Annotated in this window: 30 protein-coding genes and 2 pseudogenes; 11 read left to right on the top strand and 21 right to left on the bottom strand. The window is 54.9% G+C overall.

The features are described from left to right. Positions 1 to 170: 170 nt before the first annotated feature. A complete protein-coding gene (locus AACY49_RS10480; RefSeq protein ID WP_339523497.1) occupies positions 171 to 944 on the top strand; it encodes a 1,6-dihydroxycyclohexa-2,4-diene-1-carboxylate dehydrogenase in 774 nt (257 codons plus the stop codon). Positions 945 to 987: 43 nt separating this feature from the next. Further along, complete coding sequence (locus tag AACY49_RS10475; RefSeq protein WP_339523635.1) at positions 988 to 1,137, top strand: hypothetical protein; 150 nt, start codon at positions 988 to 990, stop codon at positions 1,135 to 1,137. Here AACY49_RS10475 and AACY49_RS10470 read toward each other — a convergent pair. Then, positions 1,122 to 1,484: an NUDIX hydrolase gene (locus AACY49_RS10470; RefSeq protein WP_258700163.1), complete on the bottom strand. Its 363-nt coding sequence runs from the start codon at positions 1,482 to 1,484 to the stop codon at positions 1,122 to 1,124. The genes AACY49_RS10475 and AACY49_RS10470 overlap by 16 nt on opposite strands. 221 nt (positions 1,485 to 1,705) lie before the next feature. On the opposite strand from AACY49_RS10470, the gene AACY49_RS10465 reads away from it, so the two are divergent. Next, complete coding sequence (locus tag AACY49_RS10465; RefSeq protein ID WP_258700164.1) at positions 1,706 to 1,909, top strand: DUF2188 domain-containing protein; 204 nt, start codon at positions 1,706 to 1,708, stop codon at positions 1,907 to 1,909. Positions 1,910 to 1,986: 77 nt separating this feature from the next. Here AACY49_RS10465 and osmE read toward each other — a convergent pair whose 3' ends face one another. Next, on the bottom strand, positions 1,987 to 2,346 hold the full coding sequence (gene osmE, locus AACY49_RS10460) for an osmotically-inducible lipoprotein OsmE (RefSeq protein WP_320394075.1): 360 nt from the start codon (positions 2,344 to 2,346) through the stop codon (positions 1,987 to 1,989). 11 nt (positions 2,347 to 2,357) lie between these two features. After that, the gene (locus tag AACY49_RS10455) at positions 2,358 to 2,597 is read right to left on the bottom strand and encodes a hypothetical protein (protein ID WP_007895573.1); all 240 of its coding nucleotides are present in this window, start codon (positions 2,595 to 2,597) and stop codon (positions 2,358 to 2,360) included. 91 nt (positions 2,598 to 2,688) lie between these two features. On the opposite strand from AACY49_RS10455, the gene AACY49_RS10450 reads away from it, so the two are divergent. The 3 genes from AACY49_RS10450 (at position 2,689) to AACY49_RS10440 (ending at position 4,849) form a co-directional block, all read left to right on the top strand. Continuing rightward, positions 2,689 to 3,915 carry an RtcB family protein gene (locus tag AACY49_RS10450; protein WP_258700166.1) on the top strand — a complete coding sequence of 409 codons (1,227 nt, stop codon included), beginning with the start codon at positions 2,689 to 2,691 and terminating at the stop codon, positions 3,913 to 3,915. Positions 3,916 to 4,015: 100 nt separating this feature from the next. Further along, the gene (locus AACY49_RS10445) at positions 4,016 to 4,252 is read left to right on the top strand and encodes a hypothetical protein (protein WP_339523490.1); all 237 of its coding nucleotides are present in this window, start codon (positions 4,016 to 4,018) and stop codon (positions 4,250 to 4,252) included. 261 nt (positions 4,253 to 4,513) lie between these two features. Next, entirely contained in the window at positions 4,514 to 4,849 is a 336-nt protein-coding gene (locus tag AACY49_RS10440) for a hypothetical protein (RefSeq protein WP_258700710.1), read from the top strand. A gap of 236 nt (positions 4,850 to 5,085) precedes the next feature. Here the strand turns inward: AACY49_RS10440 and AACY49_RS10435 are convergent, their stop codons facing one another. Next, the gene (locus tag AACY49_RS10435; protein ID WP_258700168.1) at positions 5,086 to 5,280 is read right to left on the bottom strand and encodes a hypothetical protein; all 195 of its coding nucleotides are present in this window, start codon (positions 5,278 to 5,280) and stop codon (positions 5,086 to 5,088) included. A 188-nt stretch (positions 5,281 to 5,468) separates the two neighbouring features. Between AACY49_RS10435 and AACY49_RS10430 the strand changes: the two genes are divergently transcribed. The 3 genes from AACY49_RS10430 (at position 5,469) to AACY49_RS10420 (ending at position 6,691) form a co-directional block, all read left to right on the top strand. Then, entirely contained in the window at positions 5,469 to 5,663 is a 195-nt protein-coding gene (locus AACY49_RS10430) for a hypothetical protein (protein ID WP_258700169.1), read from the top strand. A gap of 154 nt (positions 5,664 to 5,817) precedes the next feature. Beyond that, a complete protein-coding gene (locus tag AACY49_RS10425; RefSeq protein WP_258700170.1) occupies positions 5,818 to 6,123 on the top strand; it encodes a hypothetical protein in 306 nt (101 codons plus the stop codon). Positions 6,124 to 6,436: 313 nt separating this feature from the next. Then, entirely contained in the window at positions 6,437 to 6,691 is a 255-nt protein-coding gene (locus tag AACY49_RS10420; protein WP_258700171.1) for a hypothetical protein, read from the top strand. A gap of 208 nt (positions 6,692 to 6,899) precedes the next feature. Here the strand turns inward: AACY49_RS10420 and AACY49_RS10415 are convergent, their stop codons facing one another. Next, positions 6,900 to 7,313 carry a CBS domain-containing protein gene (locus AACY49_RS10415; protein WP_258700172.1) on the bottom strand — a complete coding sequence of 138 codons (414 nt, stop codon included), beginning with the start codon at positions 7,311 to 7,313 and terminating at the stop codon, positions 6,900 to 6,902. 426 nt (positions 7,314 to 7,739) lie between these two features. Further along, positions 7,740 to 8,006, bottom strand: a complete 267-nt coding sequence (locus tag AACY49_RS10410; protein WP_258700173.1) for a hypothetical protein — start codon at positions 8,004 to 8,006, stop codon at positions 7,740 to 7,742. A gap of 168 nt (positions 8,007 to 8,174) precedes the next feature. Between AACY49_RS10410 and AACY49_RS10405 the strand changes: the two genes are divergently transcribed. Then, positions 8,175 to 8,516 carry a hypothetical protein gene (locus AACY49_RS10405; RefSeq protein ID WP_339523484.1) on the top strand — a complete coding sequence of 114 codons (342 nt, stop codon included), beginning with the start codon at positions 8,175 to 8,177 and terminating at the stop codon, positions 8,514 to 8,516. Between the two features lie 86 nt (positions 8,517 to 8,602). Here the strand turns inward: AACY49_RS10405 and AACY49_RS10400 are convergent, their stop codons facing one another. The 11 genes and pseudogenes from AACY49_RS10400 to AACY49_RS10350 form a co-directional block, all read right to left on the bottom strand. Further along, a complete protein-coding gene (locus tag AACY49_RS10400; RefSeq protein WP_320394083.1) occupies positions 8,603 to 8,803 on the bottom strand; it encodes a hypothetical protein in 201 nt (66 codons plus the stop codon). A gap of 210 nt (positions 8,804 to 9,013) precedes the next feature. Beyond that, on the bottom strand, positions 9,014 to 9,403 hold the full coding sequence (locus AACY49_RS10395) for a hypothetical protein (protein ID WP_258700176.1): 390 nt from the start codon (positions 9,401 to 9,403) through the stop codon (positions 9,014 to 9,016). 61 nt (positions 9,404 to 9,464) lie between these two features. After that, positions 9,465 to 9,845 (bottom strand): hypothetical protein, encoded by a 381-nt coding sequence (locus tag AACY49_RS10390; protein WP_258700177.1) that lies wholly within the window; start codon positions 9,843 to 9,845, stop codon positions 9,465 to 9,467. A gap of 521 nt (positions 9,846 to 10,366) precedes the next feature. Continuing rightward, a pseudogene (locus AACY49_RS10385) lies at positions 10,367 to 10,732 on the bottom strand (polysaccharide lyase family 7 protein); the annotation flags it as partial. A 153-nt stretch (positions 10,733 to 10,885) separates the two neighbouring features. Beyond that, positions 10,886 to 11,569, bottom strand: a complete 684-nt coding sequence (locus AACY49_RS10380) for an SOS response-associated peptidase family protein (protein ID WP_258700178.1) — start codon at positions 11,567 to 11,569, stop codon at positions 10,886 to 10,888. A 109-nt stretch (positions 11,570 to 11,678) separates the two neighbouring features. Beyond that, positions 11,679 to 14,699, bottom strand: a complete 3,021-nt coding sequence (locus tag AACY49_RS10375; protein WP_339523472.1) for an EAL domain-containing protein — start codon at positions 14,697 to 14,699, stop codon at positions 11,679 to 11,681. Next, positions 14,687 to 15,706 carry a substrate-binding domain-containing protein gene (locus AACY49_RS10370; RefSeq protein WP_320394503.1) on the bottom strand — a complete coding sequence of 340 codons (1,020 nt, stop codon included), beginning with the start codon at positions 15,704 to 15,706 and terminating at the stop codon, positions 14,687 to 14,689. Before AACY49_RS10370 ends, AACY49_RS10375 begins: the two co-directional genes overlap by 13 nt. Before the next feature lie 553 nt (positions 15,707 to 16,259). Continuing rightward, positions 16,260 to 16,436, bottom strand: coding sequence for a hypothetical protein (locus tag AACY49_RS10365; protein WP_258700180.1), 177 nt, complete (start codon positions 16,434 to 16,436; stop codon positions 16,260 to 16,262). Further along, a complete protein-coding gene (locus AACY49_RS10360) occupies positions 16,433 to 17,431 on the bottom strand; it encodes an NADP-dependent oxidoreductase (protein WP_339523469.1) in 999 nt (332 codons plus the stop codon). The genes AACY49_RS10365 and AACY49_RS10360 overlap by 4 nt, the downstream gene beginning before the upstream one ends. 68 nt (positions 17,432 to 17,499) lie before the next feature. Then, on the bottom strand, positions 17,500 to 18,369 hold the full coding sequence (locus AACY49_RS10355; protein WP_339523467.1) for an alpha/beta fold hydrolase: 870 nt from the start codon (positions 18,367 to 18,369) through the stop codon (positions 17,500 to 17,502). A 130-nt stretch (positions 18,370 to 18,499) separates the two neighbouring features. Continuing rightward, a pseudogene (locus AACY49_RS10350) lies at positions 18,500 to 18,652 on the bottom strand (alkene reductase); the annotation flags it as partial. 149 nt (positions 18,653 to 18,801) lie between these two features. On the opposite strand from AACY49_RS10350, the gene AACY49_RS10345 reads away from it, so the two are divergent. Then, a complete protein-coding gene (locus AACY49_RS10345; protein WP_258700185.1) occupies positions 18,802 to 19,389 on the top strand; it encodes a TetR/AcrR family transcriptional regulator in 588 nt (195 codons plus the stop codon). A gap of 187 nt (positions 19,390 to 19,576) precedes the next feature. Here the strand turns inward: AACY49_RS10345 and AACY49_RS10340 are convergent, their stop codons facing one another. From AACY49_RS10340 to AACY49_RS10325, 4 genes are all read right to left on the bottom strand, one after another. Continuing rightward, a complete protein-coding gene (locus tag AACY49_RS10340; protein ID WP_339523465.1) occupies positions 19,577 to 20,014 on the bottom strand; it encodes a hypothetical protein in 438 nt (145 codons plus the stop codon). Positions 20,015 to 20,206: 192 nt separating this feature from the next. Then, entirely contained in the window at positions 20,207 to 20,686 is a 480-nt protein-coding gene (locus tag AACY49_RS10335; protein ID WP_339523463.1) for a hypothetical protein, read from the bottom strand. Between the two features lie 84 nt (positions 20,687 to 20,770). Then, a complete protein-coding gene (locus AACY49_RS10330) occupies positions 20,771 to 21,067 on the bottom strand; it encodes a hypothetical protein (protein ID WP_339523461.1) in 297 nt (98 codons plus the stop codon). Positions 21,068 to 21,145: 78 nt separating this feature from the next. Then, positions 21,146 to 21,781: a hypothetical protein gene (locus tag AACY49_RS10325; protein WP_339523459.1), complete on the bottom strand. Its 636-nt coding sequence runs from the start codon at positions 21,779 to 21,781 to the stop codon at positions 21,146 to 21,148. Positions 21,782 to 22,223 lie beyond the last annotated feature (442 nt).

Here is a 22,223-nt window from a genome sequence, read left to right as displayed (position 1 = left end):
CCGTGCTCGGCAAAGGTCCCAATGTGGGAGCGAGCCTGCTCGCGAAGAGGCCGGAACATTCACCCAGGATGTCGCCAGTGAGACAGCTATCGCGAGCAGGCTCGCTCCCACAGGACAGTGTTTCGTCCGGTAAGTCTTGACGGACCGGTATCCTTCGTCACGAGGTACACATGAACAGATTCCACAAAAAAGTCGCGCTGATTACCGGTGCCGCCCAAGGCATCGGCCGGCGCGTGGCAGAACGCATGGCCGCCGAAGGGGCGCGGTTGATTCTGGTCGATCGCTCCGATCTGGTGTTCGAACTCCAGAAGCAATTGGGGCAGAGCAGTCAGGTGCTCGCCTTGACCGCCGACCTTGAGCAATACAGCGAATGCAGCCGCGTGATGCGCACCGCTGTCGAACGTTTTAATCGCCTTGATGTGCTGGTCAACAACGTCGGCGGCACGATCTGGACCAAGCCTTTCGAACACTATGAAGAGCAGCAAATCGAGGCCGAGGTTCGCCGTTCATTGTTCCCGACGCTGTGGTGTTGCCATGCCGCGCTGCCGTTCATGCTCGAACAAGGCAGCGGCGCCATCGTCAACGTTTCATCCATCGCGACCCGTAGCGTCAATCGCGTGCCCTACGGTGCGGCGAAGGGCGGGGTCAATGCGCTGACCGCGTGCCTGGCGTTCGAAACCGCCGGTCGTGGCGTGCGGGTCAACGCGACCGCCCCCGGTGGCACCGAAGCGCCGCCGCGGCTGATCCCGCGCAACACCGCGCAGCAAAGCGCTCAGGAAAAACTGTGGTACCAGCAGATCGTCGACCAGACCCTCGACAGCAGTTTGATGAAGCGTTATGGCACGCTGGATGAGCAGGCAGGCGCTATTCTGTTTCTGGCCAGCGACGAAGCCTCTTACATCACCGGCATGGTCATGCCGGTCGGTGGCGGCGATCTGGGCTGACAGGTTTGCAATACACCCTCCCGCGCCGCAAAACCGGCAATGGATGGCGGTGCGACTGAACGCCAGGGAGATTCTGACCCTGAACGCCAGCCATGCATCGCTGGCCCCGATGCCGGTCGAGATTGCCGGGTTCATCGACAAGGCCGTGATGGCATTGGCCAAAGCCCGGGGGGCGATCTACAAACGACGCTGAAACGCTTTGACGATTCTGAGCGTGGCGTCGCTTGTGCTCAGGTTGTGCACGGCGTCCAGCGGATACCAGAGGCAGTCGAAGATTTCATTCTGTGGCCGAGCCTCTGCCAGGTTGACGACCGACGCCTCGTAGACATGGTGCCGGGTGCTGGCCGTTTCCAGCTCCATCAGGTACAGAAGGCCGTCGACCCCAAGCCCTGTTTCTTCGTAGAGTTCTCTTGTGGCCGCGCCCGCAGCGGTTTCGCCAGGCTCGACTTTTCCGCCGGGCAAGGTCCAGCGCCCCCTGGGTTTGCGCACCAGGAGAATATGCCGGTCCTGCTCGCAAATGACGGTTGCGCGTACTTTCATGGATTACCTGACTGCCGGTTGTCATAAAACAGTCATAAAAATGCAATATTCAGACCGCAATCCGCAGAAGTGTCTGCTTCAAGGGTTAGAGCCGACAGGGCCGTTGAAAGTGCAATGGAATGCCGGAATCCTGACGCGACGTCTAGTTGGCACTTCACTGAAAGTCGGGTGTAAGGTAGTTGGGTTGACCCTGGACTATCACTGCCGAAATGGAGGTGACTATGAGCGTTCCGATGCTGACCAAAATGCACATGAACGGTTATGACGTACTCAGCGTGAACAGCGGCCCCTGGCGGGTGTGCACCAAAGGTGACCGGCTTGGATCCTTTGGCAGCCGAGAAGAAGCACTGGCCTATGCGGCTGCGCTTCCCGCCTACAGGGCCCGGTCGGGTAGATCATCGCGTAGCCAAAAATCAGACAAATAGTGTGCCTGAAGCCCCGGTTTGCCGGGGCTTTGTACTATTTGTAGCAGCTGCCGAGCTCGCGAGGCTGCTTTTACAGGTCAATAACCGCCACCCATCCCGCCCGTGGAGGGAGAATACTCTCTGGCTTTTTCTTGGGCATGACTCCATTGCGCGCACGTCATGAAACTTTTATGGTCGACTTGGCCCCTGCCGTCGAAGCTGACGTTGTATGGCTGCTGATGGCCGGCCTGGGTCAGCTTGTAATCAAAGCAGGTGCCAGGCTCCACCGTGCGAGCCGTGATCGATAGCGGTTTGCCGCCAATCCGCTCGACCTGATCCTTGGTCATGCCGGTTTCGACCTTGGCGACCAACGGTTGGTCTCGATAGAGATGTGATTCGGTGTTGCAGCCACCTGACGCCGCCAGCACGGCAATCAGCGCGCATAGAGGCTTGTTCATGACAGCGCGCTCTAGTGAACTTTCGTTCGAGTGATGCTCTTTGCTTTCACTTCTTCAGCATAGCCCGCCAGGCGTTCTTCATCGCCCTGGAACAACGCGCACAGCCTTAGCGTTGCCTCTGCATCCACATCATTACCGGCCTGGCGCAACTGCTCTGCGATGCGCAAAAGCTCTACCGCCGACCACCTCAGATCCGACGCCACGCCTTGCAGATCGCGCCGAAGTTGCTGTTCATATTCGTTAAGCCACATGATGACCTCCTGCAATTCCCCGCTACGAAATAGTAATCCCATTTCCCTCGATGGAGCGTTATGTTCGTCTGATCCGAAGAGAGTCGATATCATGCAACAACCTGCCTACCAACTGCTGGAAGTCGCCAACGGCAAGCCGATCAAACTCTGGACCGAAGGCGTGCCGGTTGAAAGCGAAGCCCGGCAGCAATTGATCAATACCGCGAAGATGCCGTTCATCTTCAAGCATCTGGCGGTGATGCCGGATGTGCACCTGGGCAAAGGGTCCACCATCGGCAGCGTGATCCCGACCGTGGGTGCGATCATTCCGGCGGCCGTGGGCGTGGACATCGGCTGCGGCATGATTGCCGCGCGCACGTCGCTGACCGCCGCCGACTTGCCGGACAACCTGCACGGTCTGCGCACGGCCATTGAAAAGGCCGTGCCCCATGGCCGCACGTTGAGCCGTGGCCGGCGCGACGAGGGCGCCTGGGAGCGCGTTCCACAGCAGGCTGATCAGGCCTGGGCGGCGTTGAACCCACGGTTCAAGGCGATCACCGACAAGTACCCGAAACTGGCCAGCACCAACAACCGTCAGCACCTGGGTACCCTCGGTACCGGTAATCACTTCATCGAGGTCTGCCTGGACGAGGCCAACCGCGTCTGGTTCATGTTGCACAGCGGTTCTCGCGGGGTTGGCAACGCCATCGGCACCCTGTTCATTCAACTGGCCCAGGCGGACATGCGCCAGCACATCGCCAATCTGCCGGACCGCGATCTGGCCTACTTCAAAGAGGGCAGCCGACACTTCGATGACTACGTCGAAGCGGTGGGCTGGGCTCAGGACTTCGCCCGGCAGAACCGTGCCTTGATGATGCAAGCGGTGATTCACGCGGCGCGACAAGAGATCCGCAAACCCTTCGAGGTCGCGCTGGAGGCCGTGAACTGCCACCACAATTACGTGCAGAAAGAGCGGCACTTCGGCGAGGACGTCCTGGTCACCCGCAAGGGGGCGGTGTCGGCGAAGAAGGGCGAGTTGGGGATCATTCCCGGTTCCATGGGCGCCAAAAGCTTCATCGTGCGTGGCCTGGGCAACGAGCAATCGTTTTGTTCCTGCAGCCACGGCGCCGGTCGAACCATGAGCCGTACCAAAGCCAAAAACACCTTCACCGTCGCAGACCAGATCCGCGCGACTGCTCATGTGGAGTGTCGTAAGGATGCGGCAGTCATCGATGAGATTCCGATGGCCTATAAGGACATCGACAAAGTCATGTACGCCCAGCGTGATCTGGTGGAAGTGCTGCACACCTTGCGGCAGGTGGTGTGCGTGAAGGGGTAGGGATGGAAGGTGGTTCCATTGGTCGGGAAAATCAACGCGAGTGAACAGCTCTGCTGTCGTATTGAGGTAATGCCTTATTCGCTGGGGCGAGGTATCTCAAATGACGGCTACCGATGATTTCAGACACCATGCACATGGGCTGATCGTTGATCTGGATGCGGCAACCACGGAGATGATGAAGCTGATCTCGGCTCATCAGATGAGCGGCCCGGAATGGGAGCGCGTCACGGCATGGCAGCATGAAGCGTACGAGCGATGGATGGTGTACCTGAACGCAAGGTCATATCCCGATTCCGGTTCGGGAGCCGATCCGGGGCAGGGCGAAGCTTCTGTATAAAAGCTCCCCTATAAGAGTAATGCCGGTCAGTTAAGCGCAATCCATGTGGGGGCGGGCTTGCTCGCGAAGACGGCGGCACAGTCAATATTGATGTCGCCTGATACACCGCTTTCGCGAGCAAGCCCGCTCCCACAGATTCCGCACCTTAACTGACTGGCATTGCCCTATAAGAATTCCTTCATAGAGGCATTGCCCCAGCGTCCACTGGATGTCTGCGCAGGTAAAGGCTACATTTCCCGTTTTTCAGGATGGGGAAGCGTTATGCGGATGTTGATAGCGGGAGTAGCGGTGGCTTTGTTGGCGGGTTGTTCGTTACCCGCATCCCTGGTGCCCGGCGAGCCCAATGTCAGCAAATACAGCGATAAAGCGCCCAAGGAATATGCCGCGTGTGTACTGCCCTTGTGGCGTCAGGACATCCCTGGATCGACGCAATCGACGATTTCCAACGGCTACCGAATCACCGCGCCGAGCGTCATCACGGCTGACGAAATTCTGGATATCGTGAAATCGAAGGATGGCAGCCGGGTATCACTTTACCAAGGGCCGCCATGGGCCAAATCAGCGGCGTTGCGCAAGGCTGTCCGGGATTGTTTGTAGATAGCTTAAAAATAGTGTGGTTATTTAATGGGTTAGATAACTTAGTAACTGGATAGTGAGTCAAAATATCTTGTTACAGATCACGCTATTGGGTAATATCGCCCCGCGTTCACCACCACGGTTTATGCATTTTTAAAGCCCAGGCGTCCATCAGCTGCCTGGGCTTTTTTTTGTCTGGAATTTGGTGATTGCTGATAAGCACGCTGCTGGCAGGGTGCTAGCAGCGTTGGTGAAAGCTATTTGGCCGGATCAGCTTTGCGTCGATCACTGCCAGAAGGGTTTCCGGTGTTTAGAAGTCTCCTCTCTACCAGGACATTTTGCAGGGCCTGGCGTTCCGAAGGGTCTAGCTGATGTTCTCTCTCTTTGAGTTCAAGCAAGATGGGGCTGGACCAGCCACGATAGGTTTGCTCGCAAATACGAGTAGGTGTCATCTATCTCTCCCTGGTGAGTCGCCCGACAACACAGTGGGCGAAGTCCTGTACGCTAAAATCCTAGTCGAGGAAATGACTTGTCGCCAGTGCGCGGCATTGCAATGAGGCACCGACTATCCTGACCGACGCCGGTTGTTCGCGATTCGGGCGTAAAATAGCGGAGCTACCTCATCAGAAAGGAGCCGCATATGATCGCCGACCAAATGAACAAACCGGTGTCGGAGCAAAGCGCTGTCTGGGATCAATACTTCTGTGCTGCGTTAATTGCCGAAAGCCATCTGACGGCGCCGGTGGTTGGAGAAGCCACCCATGAAGACAGGCAAAACCTGCTGATCCAAAGGGCCAAGGCGCTCGCCGACAAAATGCTGGAAAACAGAAGATAACCGGAGCCCAGCCATCGCGCTGGGCTCTTCACTTATCGCTTCTTTGACTGTTCACCTGGCGAGGTGACCGGTTGACTTGGTTTTCCGCCGGGAGACAGGGCTCCCTGGTCGTGGATCGTCTACAGTTGATAATTCATGGATAAGGAGATCGAACATGAAGTGCTTAATCTGTCACGCTGTCTCTAACACTGTTCATGTGGCTGAAGACTGGTCAGAGGTTGCATGCTCGGCCGGATGTGGACGCTTCAGGGTCTCGACGAACCTGATAAAAAAAATGAAGGGCAGGAACGAGTCCTTTGACATCGAGCGCACAAGACAATGGCTCAAGATGTCCCGCAATGACGAGCCGGTGCCGTTGATATCCCGCTATGACTACAACGTTTCCTTATTGCATCGCGACACCGAGGAGAAGTCGTTCATCGCACCAAGTCGCTCCAGGCAGCCGCTGACTTCGGATTAGATTCCACCCGGCTGTAATACCACCCTCCGTAGGAGCTGCCGAAGGCTGCGATCTTTTGATCTTCAGCGGCTCCTGTCAGGATCAAAAGAAGATCGCAGCTTTCGGCAGTTCCTACGGGGCTCAGCGAGGCAGAGCGAAAAATTCCTAAAGAGCGCACCCGGTCTGGTTGGCGGTGCGAGTAAAGAATAAGCAACCTACCTGGATAACCCCTGTCGATATCAACATGCCCCCGCTATTCATTTACCACGTCATTCAGATTGTCAGAGTCTAGGGCGGCCTAAAGCGGTTGTGGCTGAACGATCAGGAGGTGGCTATGAACTGTCCGCTGTGTGGAAATACTAATGCACTGGAAGATCTTTCGTTCGGGGGTGGATTACGTGTTTATTGCGAGCCGTGTGGTGGTTTCTATCGGGTTTCATCAACTCTGATTACCTTGGCAGAAGGAAAGACCTGCGACACCGAGCGCGCTCGAGCCCGGCTGAAAAAGAAGCGTGAAACCGACAGCCTGGAGGATCAAGAGCCGGCGCTAGGCCCGGATGATAAAGACCTGTTCATCGAGTCGGACTGACATGTCGCGCAATGCGCAAGCGATCCAGCGAGAGACGCGCTGGGTGGGGAAAGGGGCTATCCGGCGAGCCATTGGCAGCGGATGTTTACGGAAGGACTCGCCTGACCCTGAAGCCGTGTTCCCAACAGGATTCCAGGCCAGGCGAGTGTGCCAGATCCATGGTTGCTTTAATCCTGATGAACACTTGAACGTCCCCTTATCCAACTGGTTAGTGAGCCTGCGCTACACCGCGCAAAACAGTAGCGGCGGCGGACTGAGAGTGAGTGCTGGCAATGTTTCCCAGCGACACGACGCCCACCAGCCGCTTGTCTCGGCTGAGCACGGGGAGGCGACGGAGTTGAACGTCCGCCATGTTTTTTGCCACATGCTCTATATCATCATCCTCAAAGCAATAACGGATGCCGCCAGTCATTACCTTGCTGATAGGGGTTGTGCCGGTGAGTCCTTCGGCTACGGCTCTGATGGCTATATCCCGGTCCGTGATCATGCCAACCAGGCGCTCTTGCTCCTCAACCATAATGGCACCGCTATCGATCCTGGCCATCATGCTTGCTGCTTCCTGGATCGTCTGGTTTGGCTTGGCTGTTAAAACATCTTTCGTCATAACTTGCGAAATCTTCATGAAAAGACCCCTTTTAAAGTGACGCTTGAGTGATTAATGGCTACCAATTTTTTCGACTTTGGGAGGGAGGTACAGGTTCAGATTGTTTTATCTCCACTCGTCATGATGGCGGACTGATAGGGGCGTGTCCGGTCATGCGTATCCGGAGGCCAAACTGCCGGAGGGTTACGACCCTCGCCAACCTGGCCGGCGAGCGCTTGAATAGCGTGACCCTGCGCATCGGTGGCGTGGAAAACCTCCAGTCGACCTAGCAGGCCTGTTCCGATCTGGAGCAGCAGGCGGCTCGCTTGAAGCAGCGGGTGGGCAGTTTTCGGATCTGATCGAATAGGCTGAGCTTGCGCGGGATTTTATTGACGTGTCTGGTTGTAGCTTCGGGGGGGGGGCTTCAGCTCATCCGCATGGAGAGCTGAAGCGGTAGGGCAATCTTCAATCAGTGATCTGGAAGGATATTCTTCGCCAAGGCTTCCATCGATAACGATTGACGGAAAGCCTGAAAATAATTAATCGCAGCCTGCCGATGCATAATTGATAGGTTGAGGCACCTTTTGTAAGGCGCATGAAGTTTTGCACAGTCGAAATTTCCCTTTTGACTTGATCCATGTTGAACAGCGAATCCGCGCTGTTTTTTGTACGAGACAGCTGACCAGAGAGACGCTCCAAAGTTTCTGGTCGAGCAGCAGAATAGCTGGCCATTAGCGATCGTGCCTCCTGCTGGCCGCAGGTATGGGGCGCGCCTTCGTTACCGTCAATGGTCAACGCAAATAGGGGGGCGGAGGGGAGGGGGAAGGAGCTGTCAGCCAAAACTGATAACTATTAACCGACTGATGAATTAGTATTTTCTGCCCCTCCCACCCAAGGAACATGGAAGTGAGAAACAAATACGCAGCAGGTATGTTCTTTTTACTGACGATTGTGACTGCTCAATGTGCGTACTCCGGCACTACTGACGAGTCCGTCGAGAACGCCTCATTACTCTGCAAAATCCTGGATGGCAACGACGCCTTGACCCAGGCCTCCGAGTTCTCAAGCGAGGATCGTTCGGTTTACATCTCTGTTGATGGCTCTCTAGAGGAAGCCAGAAAGCTTTGCCCCGTCATCAGCGCCATCGTGGAGGATCACGACATGACTTTTGCGCAAGGCTGGACTGTGCAAGTCACCTCTGCAGGCAGTGGCGATGAAGTTGTCGCTATCTGCCCGCTGTAAACGACTCGCTGGCAGCGTGAGCCATTGTGATGTCCGCTTTTCCAACAGGCGTCGACTGGGTCGACGCTCAGTGTGCACCGTCAGAGTCAATAGCCAGTGGCTTGTGCGAGATGGTTGTCCTGCACTCCAGTGATGAGGTGCAGTGGAATGTGCTGTTGCTCATCAATGGATGAGATTTCGAAACTTCCCACTATTTGAAGGTGTCGCTCACTCAGCCCGGTCGACTCTTCTTCCTTTGCCTTAGCCATTCTCGCGTGGTTCGCTGCGATTTCATTGAGAGTTGACACGGTACATCTCCCGGTGACTGACCAAGCGTATCGCTGGAGTCCTTAAGCGTTAATTTGAATGCCGCCGCGTCAGAATTACGTCGTTCTGGGGCCGCTACGACCGATCTGTGCAATCCCTAAGCCAGACATGGTCGCCAATTCCCCGTCAGGTTTACATAGGCGACGAATGGTGGTGTGACACCAGAGAGTGAGATCGCGGTACTGGATTGATCAAGAGGTTGAATACTCAAGATACAGTCTCTCGAGAGCTGCTTGGTACTTGTCTCCCTTCAACGTTTTTTTCAGCACTGCCAAGGCTTCGAGCGCTGAAGCCGCAGCCAACGCCTCGTTTTCTCCTCGGTAGGCGGCACGCAGCCTTGCCGCTGCAATGATTGATTCTTCAGTCGTTGGCATGTCACGGCCCTCGAAGGATTGAGTCTCACTGATAGTCTCAACCCTGAACGATTTCAAGTCCGGGGTGAGAGCGTGAGCCGACCGTTTCCAACGAAAGACATTGGCCTGTTCAATGAGGGTGACGATTACCCGATCAGCTTTGCCCCGACTCCAGATGTTGCTGGCTGGTTGTTTTCTACGAGGTGTCAGGTCAATCCCCTCCAACATAACAGCGATTGTTGGAGGGGAAGCGCTCTTGGGTCTTTAAGTAAGACGTATTTAAAAACTATTAAGCAGGAGCGGTTGCGTTATAGATTACTTCCTCAAATGCGCCCGTTTGGAAGCTGCCAATGTTGCTGGAGTTGAAGGAGGTGGCGCCGTTGATATCACCAATAGTTCCTGTGAGCAGGACGTTGTAGCTGTTGCCTAAGTACTGTAAGTTGACCCTGAGACCTCCGTATAGTGTGACAGGGCCTGAGGTGATTGTGCCTGGTAATGATTGTACGGGTGAAACAGGTGTTAGGACGGCTGTCCATAGAATGATGCGGCCATAATTAAATGTCACATAGAATGTTGGGTTGTCCTTGTTGTAGTTAAATGTAACTACTGAGTGGCAGTTGATGGTCAAGTACGTTTGGTCGCTTTTTGACGGGACGAAATTAATAGTCATGCTGAATTCCTTTTCAAGTGATTTTGTGGTGCGGATGTTTATTGCAGCCAAGTCGCAGTTTTGCTTATTTAGCAGATTGAATATAGATCTGAAGAATAGACTGTCAAACAGATATTTTTAGTCCTGGAAGGAAAGCGATGAGCGGTAGACAAGTCCTTTAATGTTAATTTTGTTCAGCATTGTGTTCGGGACACTTGAAGCTGATCTGGGTAAAATCAGCACCGCTTGCCCGGCCAGATGTGTTTCAGAAGGATTACTGAATGGCCAGCAGTTGGTCAGGGTGGGCACCCATTCAGATTCGTTTCATGTCGATCAGGTCATCAGGGTAGAACCACCCACTGTCTGCATCGCGATGGAACGGAAGCGAATCAATCACACTTTCTTCAGACATGAACACCTCCATGTATTGAACTGAAAGCGTAGTAATGGATGCCAGGGTGGCCCTCCCTCTGCTGACGACTGGTACTGTATTGTCAGGCTGACGTGGCACCGCTTGCCTTGCTCGCACAAAATTCCCGATATCAGGCGTGGGTGATGGAAAGGTCGCTGATGATGCACACTGAACCGTCTTCCGGGTCAGTGGTGTCGGAGTAATCGATCTGGTTGTACACGCCGCCGTGGAAGGCGAGAGTTTTCGTGTCCCAGGTGTTGTCGAGACGCATGATTGCGGAAGTGGATTTGACGCCGTTACAGCTCGCCGAGACGGACACGGCGTCGCTCGAATTGGCGTGGATGTTGATTTTGAAAAGTGCACCGAGTGGCACGTTTTCCAGAACCGTTGTGTTCACCGGGTCTTCCTGGAGAGAGCTCGACCGGAACCCCATAGTGATTCGGCCTTTGTTCCAGAATACCTTTAGCGGCGGCCGTTCTGAACCCTGTACATGTAGTAAACCGCTTTGAGCCGGTTGCTTTCGGCGACTTCTTCAGGGGTAAGGGGGCGGCGTATTTTCATGCCGGCAAGAGTATGAGCAGCGCTGATGTTCTAGCAAGTAGCGCTGATAGTAATTTTCTGTCGACTTGCCAGGCATATGCCAGGGAGGTCAATCGCTGATCGGTCTGATCAGGTCCGGACCTTGGTTGTGCACGTTGCCAATAGCCTGGTCGACCTTGAACCACTCGAACGCCTCGGTTGGTTCCCCCTGCAACAACACCATCTGCTCGGCGCGATCCTTGGGCGTAGCCGGGTCCAGCCATTCCCGGGCCAATTCGGGATTCAGTGTCACCGGCTGCCGATCGTGAATATCCACCATTCCGCCCTTGCTGTCGGCGGTGATGATCACGAAGCCGTCGTGCTCGTCCGGTTCATGTTCGTACCTTGGATACTGGCCAATCGCAGCACACAGGATCGGCGCGCGATCCTTCCGGCGGATGAGATAGGGCTGTTTCTTCGGGCCACCTTCGTAAACCCATTCAAACCAGTTGTCGATTGCAATAATTGCGCGGTGCGGCCATATGGCTTTGAAGTATGGGCCGTGGGCGACTTTCTCGACACGGGCATTGATCGGTGTGGCGTGGTCCCTGGCCCCGTGTGGCTGCCAGCCCCAACGCACCCTGTCGGCGTGCAGCACGCTGCTTTCCTGGTGGAATAGAGCGAGCTGAGTCGACGGCGCGGCGTTGTAGAGCTCGAACGGCTGATCGCCGGCATTGTTGACCAGGGCATTGGGCATGCTTAGCGCGGCCACGAAGTCGTGAATGCCTCGGTACTGGGAAAGTCGACCACACATGATCAAATCCTCCGACCCTGCTTTCAGCGTAGACCAACCCCTGCGGAGGAGTCCGAAGAGATCCACCGGGGCATACCGTATTCACTGTGATTGGCGTCGGGATGGCGCATTAACGCCCGGGCATTGGACTGCCTGGGCGTTTTACATTGCGTTTTCGCCTTACCGAGCCAGGGCTCGCAATACGGTTCGGTTGAGGCAACCGGGGCGTACGCAGTAACAGACTGATTTCCTCTGCGCTGACCGCTCTGCTGAAAAAGTGGCCCTGAATTTCATCGCAGCCGTTTTCCCGCAGGAAGGTTTGCTGCTCTTCGGTTTCGACACCTTCGGCAATGACCTTGAGGTTCAGTTTGTGCCCCAACGAAATCACCGCGGTGGCGATGGCTTTGTCGTTTTCGTTGTCGGGCAGATCGCGCACGAAAGACTGGTCGATCTTGAGTCTCGCGATCGGGAAGCTCTTCAATGCTGCGAGGCTGGAGTAGCCGGTGCCGAAGTCGTCGATCGAGAGACTGATCCCCATTGATTGCAGTTCTTTCATTTTGCTGATGGCTTGCTGAAGGTCTTGCATGATCAGACTTTCGGTAAGCTCTAGCTCAAGGTACATCGGGTTCAGTCCGGTTTCTTGCAAGGCATGCCTCACCCGGTCGATCAGGTCCCTTTCGATGAACTGGCGTGCTGAAATATTCACCGACATGGTGATCGGCGGCCAGCCCGCATCCTGCCAGTCCTTGTTCTGTCTGCACGCGGCATGAATCACCCAGTCGCCGATGGGCACGATCAACCCGGTCTCTTCGGCCTGCGGAATGAATTTGATTGGAGACACGATGCCGAGCTCGGGGTGCTGCCAGCGGATCAGTGCCTCTACGCCGATAATCTGACCTGACTGCAAGTCCACCTGTGGCTGGTACAGCAGCAGGAACTCGTCATGGTTGAGTGCGTTTCGAAGCCCGTCTTGCATGGCGAGCTTGCCTTGAACCTTGTTTTTCATCTCGCTCGTATAGAACTGGTAACTGTTGCGACCCAGCTCCTTGGCTCGGTACATGGCGGCATCCGCATTGCTGAGCAACGTGTCGGTATCGCTGCCGTCGGCAGGGTAAGTGGCCAACCCCATGCTGCAGGTGACGTGGAGTGTATGCCCGCTGAGCTGAATCGGCCGCAGGATGGCTTCCTGGATTTTGTGCAGGGCTGGAGTCACGCCATCGTGGTCTGAGGGCTGGTCGAACAGGATGATCACAAACTCGTCGCCACCCAGTCGCACGACGGTGTCGGTGCGGCGTACACAGTCCAGCATGCGCTGGGCGACGGTTTTCAGCAGTTCGTCTCCAGCACTGTGCCCAAGGCTGTCATTCACCAGTTTGAATTTGTCCAGATCGAGAAACACCACCGTCACCAGCCGGCTGTAGCGCTGAGCATAAAGTATTGCCTGCTTGAGACGGTCTTCGAGCAGTGCGCGATTCGGCAGACCGGTCAGTGCGTCATGGTCGCCCATATAGCGAATGCGCTTTTCGGTAAGTTGGCGTTCTATCGCAATGCCGGCAAGAGGTGTCGCCATGTTGATCAGTCGCGTCTCCTTCGAGCTGGGGCTGCGTACGGTGTTGGAGTACAAGGCAAACGTGCCCAATACCTTTCGCTCATGGGACAGAATCGGCGTCGACCAGCAGGCGCGAAATCCATAGGGCGCAGCGACTGAACGGTACTCCTCCCACAGCGGATCCAGCTCGATATCCGTGACGATGACCGGTTCTCGCCGATACACCGCGGTGCCGCATGAACCGACGTTCGGACCGATCGCAATCCCGTCAATGAGCTGGTTATAGGCTTTCGGCAAACTGGGCGCAGCACCGTGCAGCAGGTGCTTGCCATCCTCATCCAGCACCAGGATGGACACCATCATCCCCTCCAGTTGGGACTCGACCAGGTGAGCCAGGCTGTCGAGGACTTCTGCAAGCTCGGTGCTCCTGGCGATCAGCTCCAGGACATGACCTTGTCCGGCACGGATGACGGCTTCTTGCTCTAATCGATTGTTTTGCAAGGCGAGCCGTTCTGTGGCGATACTCAATTGGACCGTTCTTTTTTCCAGCTGAAGTCGGTCTTTGAGGAATTGATTCACCGCGCGAGCCATGTTGCCGATCTCGTCCTTCCCATGTTCCGCCATCATCAAATGCGTGTTGTCAGTGCGTTCCTGACGCAATTGCCGGCTTATTTCATTCAGGCGTACGAGCACATGACGGCCCATGAAGACCCGGGTCACAAACCAGGCGAACATCAGGCTGGCGCCCAACATGATCAGCACCCATTGCTGGCTACGATTTGAGGCCACGACCAGGTGCTGCACGGCTTCGCGATAGTCTTCGGTGTAAGCACTGGATTGCGCACGGGCGACCGCGACCAGAACCCCGGCCTCATTCTTCAGTTCCTCATTGAAGCGCTGTATGACGTTGTGCTGATTGATGAGCCTCAGGCGCAGCGAGAAGAGATCTGGCGTCTGCACATCAGCGGCGGGTAACTTGCCTGCGGTGCGTGAAAGGCGCTCATATCGGATCTGCAGCCGTTGCACCGCATCACTGTCAACAGCCTGCGGCAAACCGAAAAGTAACACCGCCAGTTCCAGGCTGGCCCGGGTCTGGGCCGCGGTTAACCGGGTGGTGTAATCCCCCAGGGTTTGCTCGAAGGTGACCTCGGTTTGCAGCAGGCTTTCTCGCAGCTGCGCAACAATGTTGGCGGTATTGCGGAACATCTGACTCGACTGATGCATGTCGAGTATCGCCACGCCACTGTTCGCGGCAGTCAGCTGCTGCACCAGTTGATCAAGGGCTTCAAGCTGTTCGACGGTCGCCGCATAGCTTGAACGCAGGGTATCGGGGGAGCGGGTTGTCAGAAGCTGATCGGTCTGGCGTTCGATCAGCAAGGTACGCTGCAGCATGTCTTGCCCATCTTGCATGCGGACCAGTCGTTCATCCGTCAGCTGGCGGGTGGCGCTGTTTGACGTGCGCAACGCGTAGACCGCAGTTGCACCACCCGCCAGGATCAGCAGCGCCAGCGTCAGAAACGCCAGGGTGAACTGTGCGCGCAGCGATTGCGGCAATAGGTGGCGTCCGAGCCGGGAAGTAACGTCCAATGTCAGGGATTCCATTGGTGGCGATAGATGTCTCGATAGCCATTGTCAGGGTCGTACTGGAAATTCTTCCCGCCGTCGAAGGCGATATTGTCGGCATTGACCAAGTGAATCGGCGCTACGAAGCCGCTCACCGGCTGACCTGCAAACAGCCGGTTCAATTCGTCCATCACTTGCCAGCCATGCAGGTTGAGCGGCTCGGCCACGGTAACGGTCTGGTAGGTTTTTGCCTGTATGCGCAAGAAAGCCGAGGCGCTGCCATCACCGGCAGACAACAGACTGATGCCGTCACTGGGTATTGCGGCGTTGGTCAATGAGGCAATCGAGTAGTCGAAATAGATATCGTTGATGGCCAGCGTGTGGGTCCAACGCTTGCCATAGCGCTGAAGCAGCTCCTTGGTGATCGCCGGCATCTTCTCGCCACTTTCGGAGATCGCGACATCGCGCACTTCCAGCAACGTACATTCCCGACAGGCCCGAATGACGTTTTCCATGGCCTTGGCTTTCGCCATGGCGATGCTGTACTTGGAGTCGGTCAGGATGACCACGCCGGCGTGTCCGTTTGATTGTGCCACTGCCGCCATGGCCGTGAGGCGAGCCACTTCGAGCGGGTCGGTCGTGACGTTCATGGCCACCGGCGTACCGTCAATCGGCCCGGGGCGTGCCCCGGCGTGCCAGCCAACCACCGGCACATCCCTGTTGGCGAAGAGGATCAGCGCCGCATTGTTCTCAAGGGCATCGGAGCCGCACAGAATGAGGCCGTCGGGTTTCGCTGCAAGGGCATCGGAAAAGGCCTTTGCGCGCCCGGCCGATGATCCAGCGCCATCGAATATCTTCAGCGTCCAGCCCATCGCCTTGGCTGCCTCGCGAGCGCCCTGCGCGACACCGACAATTCCTCCGTTACGCAAATCTTCTGCGACAAGGGCGATGCTCTTGCCCCGCAGGGCTTGCGGGCCGGATTCAGGGCCGCTCCAGCGAACGGCTTCGAGGGTGGCCCTGGAAACGATTTCCTGCGCTTGAATCACCGTAACCGTGGCGTTTTCGACTCCCGCTGCGGTTGGCAGGTTCTGGCCGTATCCGGAAGTTGCCGCGCAAAGACAGAAAACCGAAATTGAAGCCATCCAGAGTAACCGGAGCCTGATCAGACAGGTTCGATCACCGCATGTGATGCCGGGTATGGAGCTGATGGCGCGATCATAGTTTGGCATGGCGTCCCTTTCTGCCAAGAGTGCAGCAGCGTTCACTAGTTGAAAGGATAGTCGGTTCTGCCGTCATCGGGTCTTTTGGGTGAAGTACGCGAACTTTAATCCTGAATATTCAGCAAATGGGGCAGGGGCCATGGCGCAAAACAAGGGACGAAGGCCAATCGCATCGTTGACTACATCGAGTGGTTTTACAAGGCTTCGACTGTGCATGAACACCAGGCAAAAAAAACGGCACCCGGTGTTTTTGTTTGTGTGTGATTTGTTGGGCTGTGGCGAGGAAAAGATCGCAATCTCTACATTCGTTCCGCCGCTTTCTGCGAAAACTATCCTCAGGAATGTTGCTCGCACCCTCATCCATGCAACCCGTTTAGTCCTACTGCTCAAGCATCAAACTGCGCCAAACGATCACTGGCGGTTCAACAGACACAACGTCCGGTTGCAGCTCTTCCTGTTTCTGCAACTTTGGCGAAGTCACCCCGGATGTTGACTGCTGAATCGGCAAACGCTGCGCAGCCTCTGCGGTCGACTCGTCGATAGGTGGCGTAGTCATTTGATCGTCACAACGACCTTGCCCTTGGCTCGTCCCTGCTCGACGTACTTCAATGCCTCTGCCGTTGATTCAAAGGTGAAGGAGCGGTCAACCACAGGTTTGATGATTCCGCCCTCAATGAGCGGGGTGATTTGTTGCAGTTGGGCGCCATTGGCCCGCATGAACACGAACGCGTAGCTGACGTCCTGCTTGCGTGCCTTGCGCCGAATACCGAGGCTCAGCAGGCGCATGACTTGCTTCAATGGCCAGGACAACCCTTGCTGCTGCGCGAACTGCGCAGTGGGTGGCCCTGAGATGGAAATGAGTTGGCCACCGGGCTTGAGGACCTTGAGTGACTTCTCCAGCACGTCCGCGCCGAGGCTGTTCAACACCACGTCGTAGTCGTGCAAGACACGTTCGAAGTTCTGCTGTGTGTAGTCGATCACCAGATCGGCCCCCAGCGCCTTCACCCATTCGACATTCGTGGTGCTGGTGGTGGTCGCGACAAAGGCGCCGAGGTGTTTGGCAAGTTGGATGGCGAGGGTGCCGACACCGCCGGAACCGGCGTGGATCAGCACTTTCTGGCCCTTTTTCAGTTGGGCGGTTTCGACCAGCACTTGCCAGGCGGTCAGTGCGACCAAGGGGATGGACGCGGCGTGTGCCATGTTGGTATTGGCAGGTTTCAGGGCGATCGCGTCTTCGTTCATGGCGATCAATTGAGCGAACGTCCCGATCCGCGCTTCGGGCGGGCGAGCGTAAACTTCGTCTCCCGGTTTAAAGCGTTTCACTTGCGAGCCAACCTCAACCACCACGCCCGCCAGGTCATTGCCCAGTACCAGCGGAAATGAATAGGGCAGGATCAGTTTGAATTCGCCTTTGCGGATCTTCGAGTCCAGCAGGTTGACGCTGCTGGCGTGTACCTCAATCAAGACGTCATGAGCACCCACCGCGGGGGCGGGGACTTCGCCAATGCGCCCGGTGCTCTTGCCATAGCGATCAATTAAAAATGCCTTCATCGTTGTACGGCTCTTGTCAGGTTGGAATGAGGGGGGCGGAGCGTTTGCGGCGTTAATGTGCCGTGTTGTCAGGCATCAAGGAACGCCAGTGCCTTGATCACAAAGTCAACGTAGTGCTGGAAAATGCCGCCGTGCCCGGCATCCTCATAAATCACAAGCTGTGCGTTGGGGATGCGGTTGGCCAGCGCAATCGAGTTAACACAGGGCACCATGATGTCGTTGTCGCCGTTGACGATCAGCGTCGGTATCGGCAAGCGCCCGAGGTTTTGGGGTGCCTGTTTGCCCCACGCGGTGATGGCTTTCAACTGCCGCAGGAAAGCACTGGGCGTCGGGCCTTTGTCGCGATTTTTTTTGCGCTCTTTCAAGCGTTGCAAATACTGCGATGCGGTTCGACGGCCATTGGGCGTCGAAGTAAAGAACAGGTAGAACTTGGGATCTCGCAAGGTCAGCAAGCCTTTGATCATCAATGGCCACGTCACCGAACCGACCTTGTCGATACCGATGCCGCCGGCCGGCCCGGTGCCGGTGAGAATCAAGCGGCGCACCAATTCGGGCGCCTTCAGGGCGATGTCCTGAGCGACGAAGCCGCCGAGTGAAAAGCCGAGCACATCGACTGTCTCGAAACCCAGCGCGCGTATCAGTTGAATGGCATCGTCAGCCATTTCGCCGACCGTCAGTGGCGCGGTTCCACCAGAGCCGCCGATCCCGCGATAGTCGGTGGCAATGACGCGTCGCGTTTGTGCCAGGCCATCGATGATCGCGGGGTCGAAGTTGTCCAGCACCGCGCCCCAATGGTTGAACAATACGAGGGGGACGCCGGTCTTGGGGCCGATGTCGCGATAGGCGAAGGGAATGCCTTTGACCGTGATCGACTGGTTCGTCGCGTTGATGAACGACGTCTGCGAGCCAGCGGGGTTATTTGTTTTCGTGGGGGTCATGTCTACTCCGAACAGAGGCCCGTAGTCGATGCAGTGCCTTGGGCGCCTGCATCGAAACCTGCACGGGTGTTCGCTACAAAATGATCACTGTTGGGTCTGGTAGCGCTGGGCAACCGCAGACTGGCGGATTTGCTGCAGCAGGCCCTGACGTGCGGTCTGCAGGCAACTCGCTTGGCACAAAGCCTTCGCCTGCTCGGTTGCGTGTCAGTGGCGCGAGGACGACGCGGTTCGACAGCGTGAGGGCGCCAAGCGTGTAAGGGGTGAACAGATTCTGGTCGGTCATTTGGTAATTCTTCCGTGCCCGTTGATGGAGATCGGTTGGGCGTGCAATTAGGATGATGATCGAAATCTAAACTGTCAACAATTTTGATTATGACCAACATCTATGTATCATTGGGCGCATGATTTCCCAGTGGACATGAGGTATTGCACGTGAGAGTGACCAAAGCCCAGGCGCAGGCCAATCGGGAGCACATCGTTGAGACGGCCTCTGAGCTGTTCCGTGAGCGCGGCTTCGACGGCGTCGGTGTGTCGGATCTCATGGCGGCTGCCGGTTTCACCCACGGAGGTTTCTACAAGCATTTCGGTTCGAAGGCCGACCTGATGGCCGAAGCCTCGGCCAGCAGCCTTTCCAAATCGCTGGAAGTTGCTGAATCGCTCGATGTACCGGGCTTTATCGATGTCTATGTGACGAGGGAGCATCGGGACGGACGTGGCAGCGGTTGCACCATGGCCGCGTTGTGTAGCGACGCGGCGCGTCAATCGGATGATTTGAAAGCGACGTTTGCCGAAGGGGTCGAGCACACCCTGCAAACCCTGGGGGACAAATATCCGACTAGCCCGGATGCTGTCCCGGGTGAGGGGAGAAAGAAAATGATCGACCTGCTGTCTCGCGCTGTCGGTGCGATTATTTTGTCGCGTGCCTGCCCGGATGATTCCGCGCTGGCGGATGAGATCCTCGAGGTGTGCCGCGCTGAAATGTTTGCTTCGTTGCCGGTCAATGAAGAGGACGCGGTGTAGAAGGGCAGGTCATTCAAAGCGTGGTTTTCGGTAGAGCTTCGATTTTTATGCTCTGGTCAGAAAGTCAACTTTTGGTCAAATGCTGCGATTTATGAACGGCTACTTTTGGCTGTGGATTCAATCGGTCAGCCAACTACTTCAGTGTCCATAACGCAGCGCATCAACCACCAGTAAACCGGTCACCATATCAGTGCAACTTGGCTTCTTGCCGTTTGAGCGTGGCTATCATCTCAGGCTCACTGGTTTCCTTCTTTAGCACTAGGCTGATGCCTCTATCGTCATCGACGAATAATAAGCCAAGCTTAAGCATTTTACCTACTACAGCCTCGAAGCGCTCAGACGAACTCAAGGACTTTGCAACCGTTTTCAGCTTCTGCGGCGCAGAGAATCGCTCTAGCAGGTCTCGCTCGAACTCATCAAGTCGGTGCAATCTTACAAGGCTCGTCCGTGAGTCATACACATAGGCACCTTCTGCGTCCGTCATGAAATGAAGCTGCGGCAGTCTGTTCCCCTGAAACCAGGCATTACGCCATATGGCAACCCGAAAAGATAATTCGTCGGCGTACTTTTCCAAGTTTAGTTTATAAGTTGCTTGGTCATGAGTATCCTCAAAATAATATGCCAAGTCGTTAAGTTCGCTTTCCGGAACATTATATATATAGCGATAGACCTGCGCGGGGCGAAGGGCTAAATCGAATTTTTCCGGATGCCAGGTGTACGGGCTGTTTCACCGGGAAGCCCAATCAGAAATGTCCACATCGGCGTCAGACCATAATGAGCACATTGTTTGAGGTGAGCGATGTTGTGGCTTGAGCTGTCAACGTGGGCTAAAATTGGGTTGCAACGGCTGAATAATGCGTTCGAAACTGTCCAGAAAATCATGATAATTTATCGTTACTACATGGTCTATACTCCTTTCTGGCCCATGCAAAGCAATCGTCGGAAAGCCATCTCCAAAGATATAGTCCTGTTTGATTACAGCATTCGTAGGTGTTTCTGAAGCGATGGCATTGGTATCCCAATCAATATCGCATTTGTTGAAACGAGAGAAAAAGCCTAGGATTACATGGCAGCGCTCCATCTGCTGATTTAGTAGATATCTTATAAATAATGGAAAATTAATCAGTCCCGAGCCAGAGCAAGCGAAATCCAGGCAATTAAAATTCCGAATCAAAGCCTTTCCCATTTTTCCTTCGCAGTTGCCTCCTCCCATGAGGATAACTCGCTTTCCTGGATACTGACGCAACTTTTCCGCCAATGCCAACGAAGGCACTGTTTGCTGGTATAAGGAAGTCAAGCCGATGACATCATAGCTGTCGAGATTATACTTCCTGATAAGGTCATCCAGAAAGCCATCGATTCGCGATCTGATGTCAAGGAGTTACTGTTTCTTTGTCGGGTAGTATCGGTCAACATATTCATGGGCTACTACATCACCGTCCGGAAAAAATACACTGCTAAACAACCATTCTCCCAGTAGCAATGTTTCCGAATCGGCTATTTTCTGATAGGTGTCAAGCCCTGCCCATATCGCAAAATCATGTTGAAAATAGTGAATTTCGACACTTGTGCGATTGGCTATATCTGGGTCTTCCTGAAGGACCGATTTTAATTGGGAAAGTGCCAGTGAAGGGCTTTCCAAATAACAAAACGGCATGTTTATCAAAGCAATATCCATATATGCCTTCCCTCAATGGAGGGTTTGATGTGATTAAATTGATATGCGAATTTCGCAGCCAAAAAACCTCACGGTGACTTACTCTCCCAGTAAGTCATTGATTGCCTGATTTATGATGGCTGACTTCTCAGTGTGACTAACTTTCCTGCAGGGGTTTCCGGTACTGGCGAAGGAATTTGAAATTATATACTCAAATTCAATACTCTCCAGCATCTGCAACGTTTCCGCAAACTTTCTTCTGTTTGGTGACGAAACCCAATATTGCCAACCATCATCTACCGGAACCAAGGTGTCGCCAATAAATAAAATTTTGCATCCTTCATTATCCCAAACATAGGCGAATGCACCCGGGGTATGCCCTGGTACCGGGATGATTTGAATATCCTCGGAAAAAAATTGATTAGAGAATGACAAAGGATTAGAGACATGCAGGTCTTTGGAGTTTAAAGCTTTTGCCTCAATATCACTACAAGTCAGCGGCACGTTGAAATGTCTTGCCAAGTCTACGGTATGGCTGCTCGCATGGTGTCGATCACCTAATAAGATAGCTGATACACCACCTTGATTCTCGATCTCACCGAAAAAGCCAGTTACATTCGCTTTCGTGGCAAAAATAATATTCCCCCTCGGTCTTGTTGCAAAAAATGTATAAGGGGTGGGCTCGCCGGCAGGGGTTTTCCTGAGTAGGTACAAGTTAGGTAATATCAATTCCATCTTAATTCCTGTCATCATGACAATATGAAATATTAACCAGTTCGTTGCCGAAATGATGCGCGGCAATGAGCATGACGCTAAGTCCAGCTATGTATAGCAGAGCGTTTAGAATTGTCAATCGAGCTAGCTCTCAAAGTTGCCAAAATCTGCAATGCGCCGGACTAGCGACTCTGGACTAGAGTTGTTTGTGCCTGAAAGCGTTGGGGGAAATTACTTACGTTTTGGTTCACATGGTTTTGTCTTTTTCAAGGGGGTTGGCTGTAGATTGCCGCCCTGTTGAAGCTAACATGAGCAGCAGGCTTTCCTTCCTCTGTGCTTCACGTTAGTCATTGGAGTCGCTTTCGTTCCAACCTGACGTTGCGCAACATCTCTTGTTCGAACCTCAGTCCCAGATAGTCGAAGTACTGATCAACAATATCTTCTAGTGCCTCGAGAGAGCTCA

Origin of the sequence: Pseudomonas sp. EL_65y_Pfl2_R96, from assembly GCF_963970905.1 — a bacterium.
In the GTDB taxonomy this organism is placed as follows: Bacteria; Pseudomonadota; Gammaproteobacteria; order Pseudomonadales; family Pseudomonadaceae; genus Aquipseudomonas.
This window is presented reverse-complemented; position numbering and strand designations above follow the sequence as displayed.

What these genes read in the sequence shown, in the direction of transcription:
- AACY49_RS10480 (WP_339523497.1), top strand. Translation starts at nt 171, where the DNA reads ATGAACAGATTCCACAAAAAAGTCGCGCTGATTACCGGTGCCGCCCAA.
- AACY49_RS10475 (WP_339523635.1), top strand. Translation starts at nt 988, where the DNA reads ATGGCGGTGCGACTGAACGCCAGGGAGATTCTGACCCTGAACGCCAGC.
- AACY49_RS10470 (WP_258700163.1), bottom strand. Translation starts at nt 1,484, where the DNA reads ATGAAAGTACGCGCAACCGTCATTTGCGAGCAGGACCGGCATATTCTC.
- AACY49_RS10465 (WP_258700164.1), top strand. Translation starts at nt 1,706, where the DNA reads ATGAGCGTTCCGATGCTGACCAAAATGCACATGAACGGTTATGACGTA.
- osmE (WP_320394075.1), bottom strand. Translation starts at nt 2,346, where the DNA reads ATGAACAAGCCTCTATGCGCGCTGATTGCCGTGCTGGCGGCGTCAGGT.
- AACY49_RS10455 (WP_007895573.1), bottom strand. Translation starts at nt 2,597, where the DNA reads ATGTGGCTTAACGAATATGAACAGCAACTTCGGCGCGATCTGCAAGGC.
- AACY49_RS10450 (WP_258700166.1), top strand. Translation starts at nt 2,689, where the DNA reads ATGCAACAACCTGCCTACCAACTGCTGGAAGTCGCCAACGGCAAGCCG.
- AACY49_RS10445 (WP_339523490.1), top strand. Translation starts at nt 4,016, where the DNA reads ATGACGGCTACCGATGATTTCAGACACCATGCACATGGGCTGATCGTT.
- AACY49_RS10440 (WP_258700710.1), top strand. Translation starts at nt 4,514, where the DNA reads ATGCGGATGTTGATAGCGGGAGTAGCGGTGGCTTTGTTGGCGGGTTGT.
- AACY49_RS10435 (WP_258700168.1), bottom strand. Translation starts at nt 5,280, where the DNA reads ATGACACCTACTCGTATTTGCGAGCAAACCTATCGTGGCTGGTCCAGC.
- AACY49_RS10430 (WP_258700169.1), top strand. Translation starts at nt 5,469, where the DNA reads ATGATCGCCGACCAAATGAACAAACCGGTGTCGGAGCAAAGCGCTGTC.
- AACY49_RS10425 (WP_258700170.1), top strand. Translation starts at nt 5,818, where the DNA reads ATGAAGTGCTTAATCTGTCACGCTGTCTCTAACACTGTTCATGTGGCT.
- AACY49_RS10420 (WP_258700171.1), top strand. Translation starts at nt 6,437, where the DNA reads ATGAACTGTCCGCTGTGTGGAAATACTAATGCACTGGAAGATCTTTCG.
- AACY49_RS10415 (WP_258700172.1), bottom strand. Translation starts at nt 7,313, where the DNA reads ATGAAGATTTCGCAAGTTATGACGAAAGATGTTTTAACAGCCAAGCCA.
- AACY49_RS10410 (WP_258700173.1), bottom strand. Translation starts at nt 8,006, where the DNA reads ATGGCCAGCTATTCTGCTGCTCGACCAGAAACTTTGGAGCGTCTCTCT.
- AACY49_RS10405 (WP_339523484.1), top strand. Translation starts at nt 8,175, where the DNA reads ATGGAAGTGAGAAACAAATACGCAGCAGGTATGTTCTTTTTACTGACG.
- AACY49_RS10395 (WP_258700176.1), bottom strand. Translation starts at nt 9,403, where the DNA reads ATGTTGGAGGGGATTGACCTGACACCTCGTAGAAAACAACCAGCCAGC.
- AACY49_RS10390 (WP_258700177.1), bottom strand. Translation starts at nt 9,845, where the DNA reads ATGACTATTAATTTCGTCCCGTCAAAAAGCGACCAAACGTACTTGACC.
- AACY49_RS10380 (WP_258700178.1), bottom strand. Translation starts at nt 11,569, where the DNA reads ATGTGTGGTCGACTTTCCCAGTACCGAGGCATTCACGACTTCGTGGCC.
- AACY49_RS10375 (WP_339523472.1), bottom strand. Translation starts at nt 14,699, where the DNA reads ATGGAATCCCTGACATTGGACGTTACTTCCCGGCTCGGACGCCACCTA.
- AACY49_RS10365 (WP_258700180.1), bottom strand. Translation starts at nt 16,436, where the DNA reads ATGACTACGCCACCTATCGACGAGTCGACCGCAGAGGCTGCGCAGCGT.
- AACY49_RS10360 (WP_339523469.1), bottom strand. Translation starts at nt 17,431, where the DNA reads ATGAAGGCATTTTTAATTGATCGCTATGGCAAGAGCACCGGGCGCATT.
- AACY49_RS10355 (WP_339523467.1), bottom strand. Translation starts at nt 18,369, where the DNA reads ATGACCCCCACGAAAACAAATAACCCCGCTGGCTCGCAGACGTCGTTC.
- AACY49_RS10330 (WP_339523461.1), bottom strand. Translation starts at nt 21,067, where the DNA reads ATGGATATTGCTTTGATAAACATGCCGTTTTGTTATTTGGAAAGCCCT.
- AACY49_RS10325 (WP_339523459.1), bottom strand. Translation starts at nt 21,781, where the DNA reads ATGGAATTGATATTACCTAACTTGTACCTACTCAGGAAAACCCCTGCC.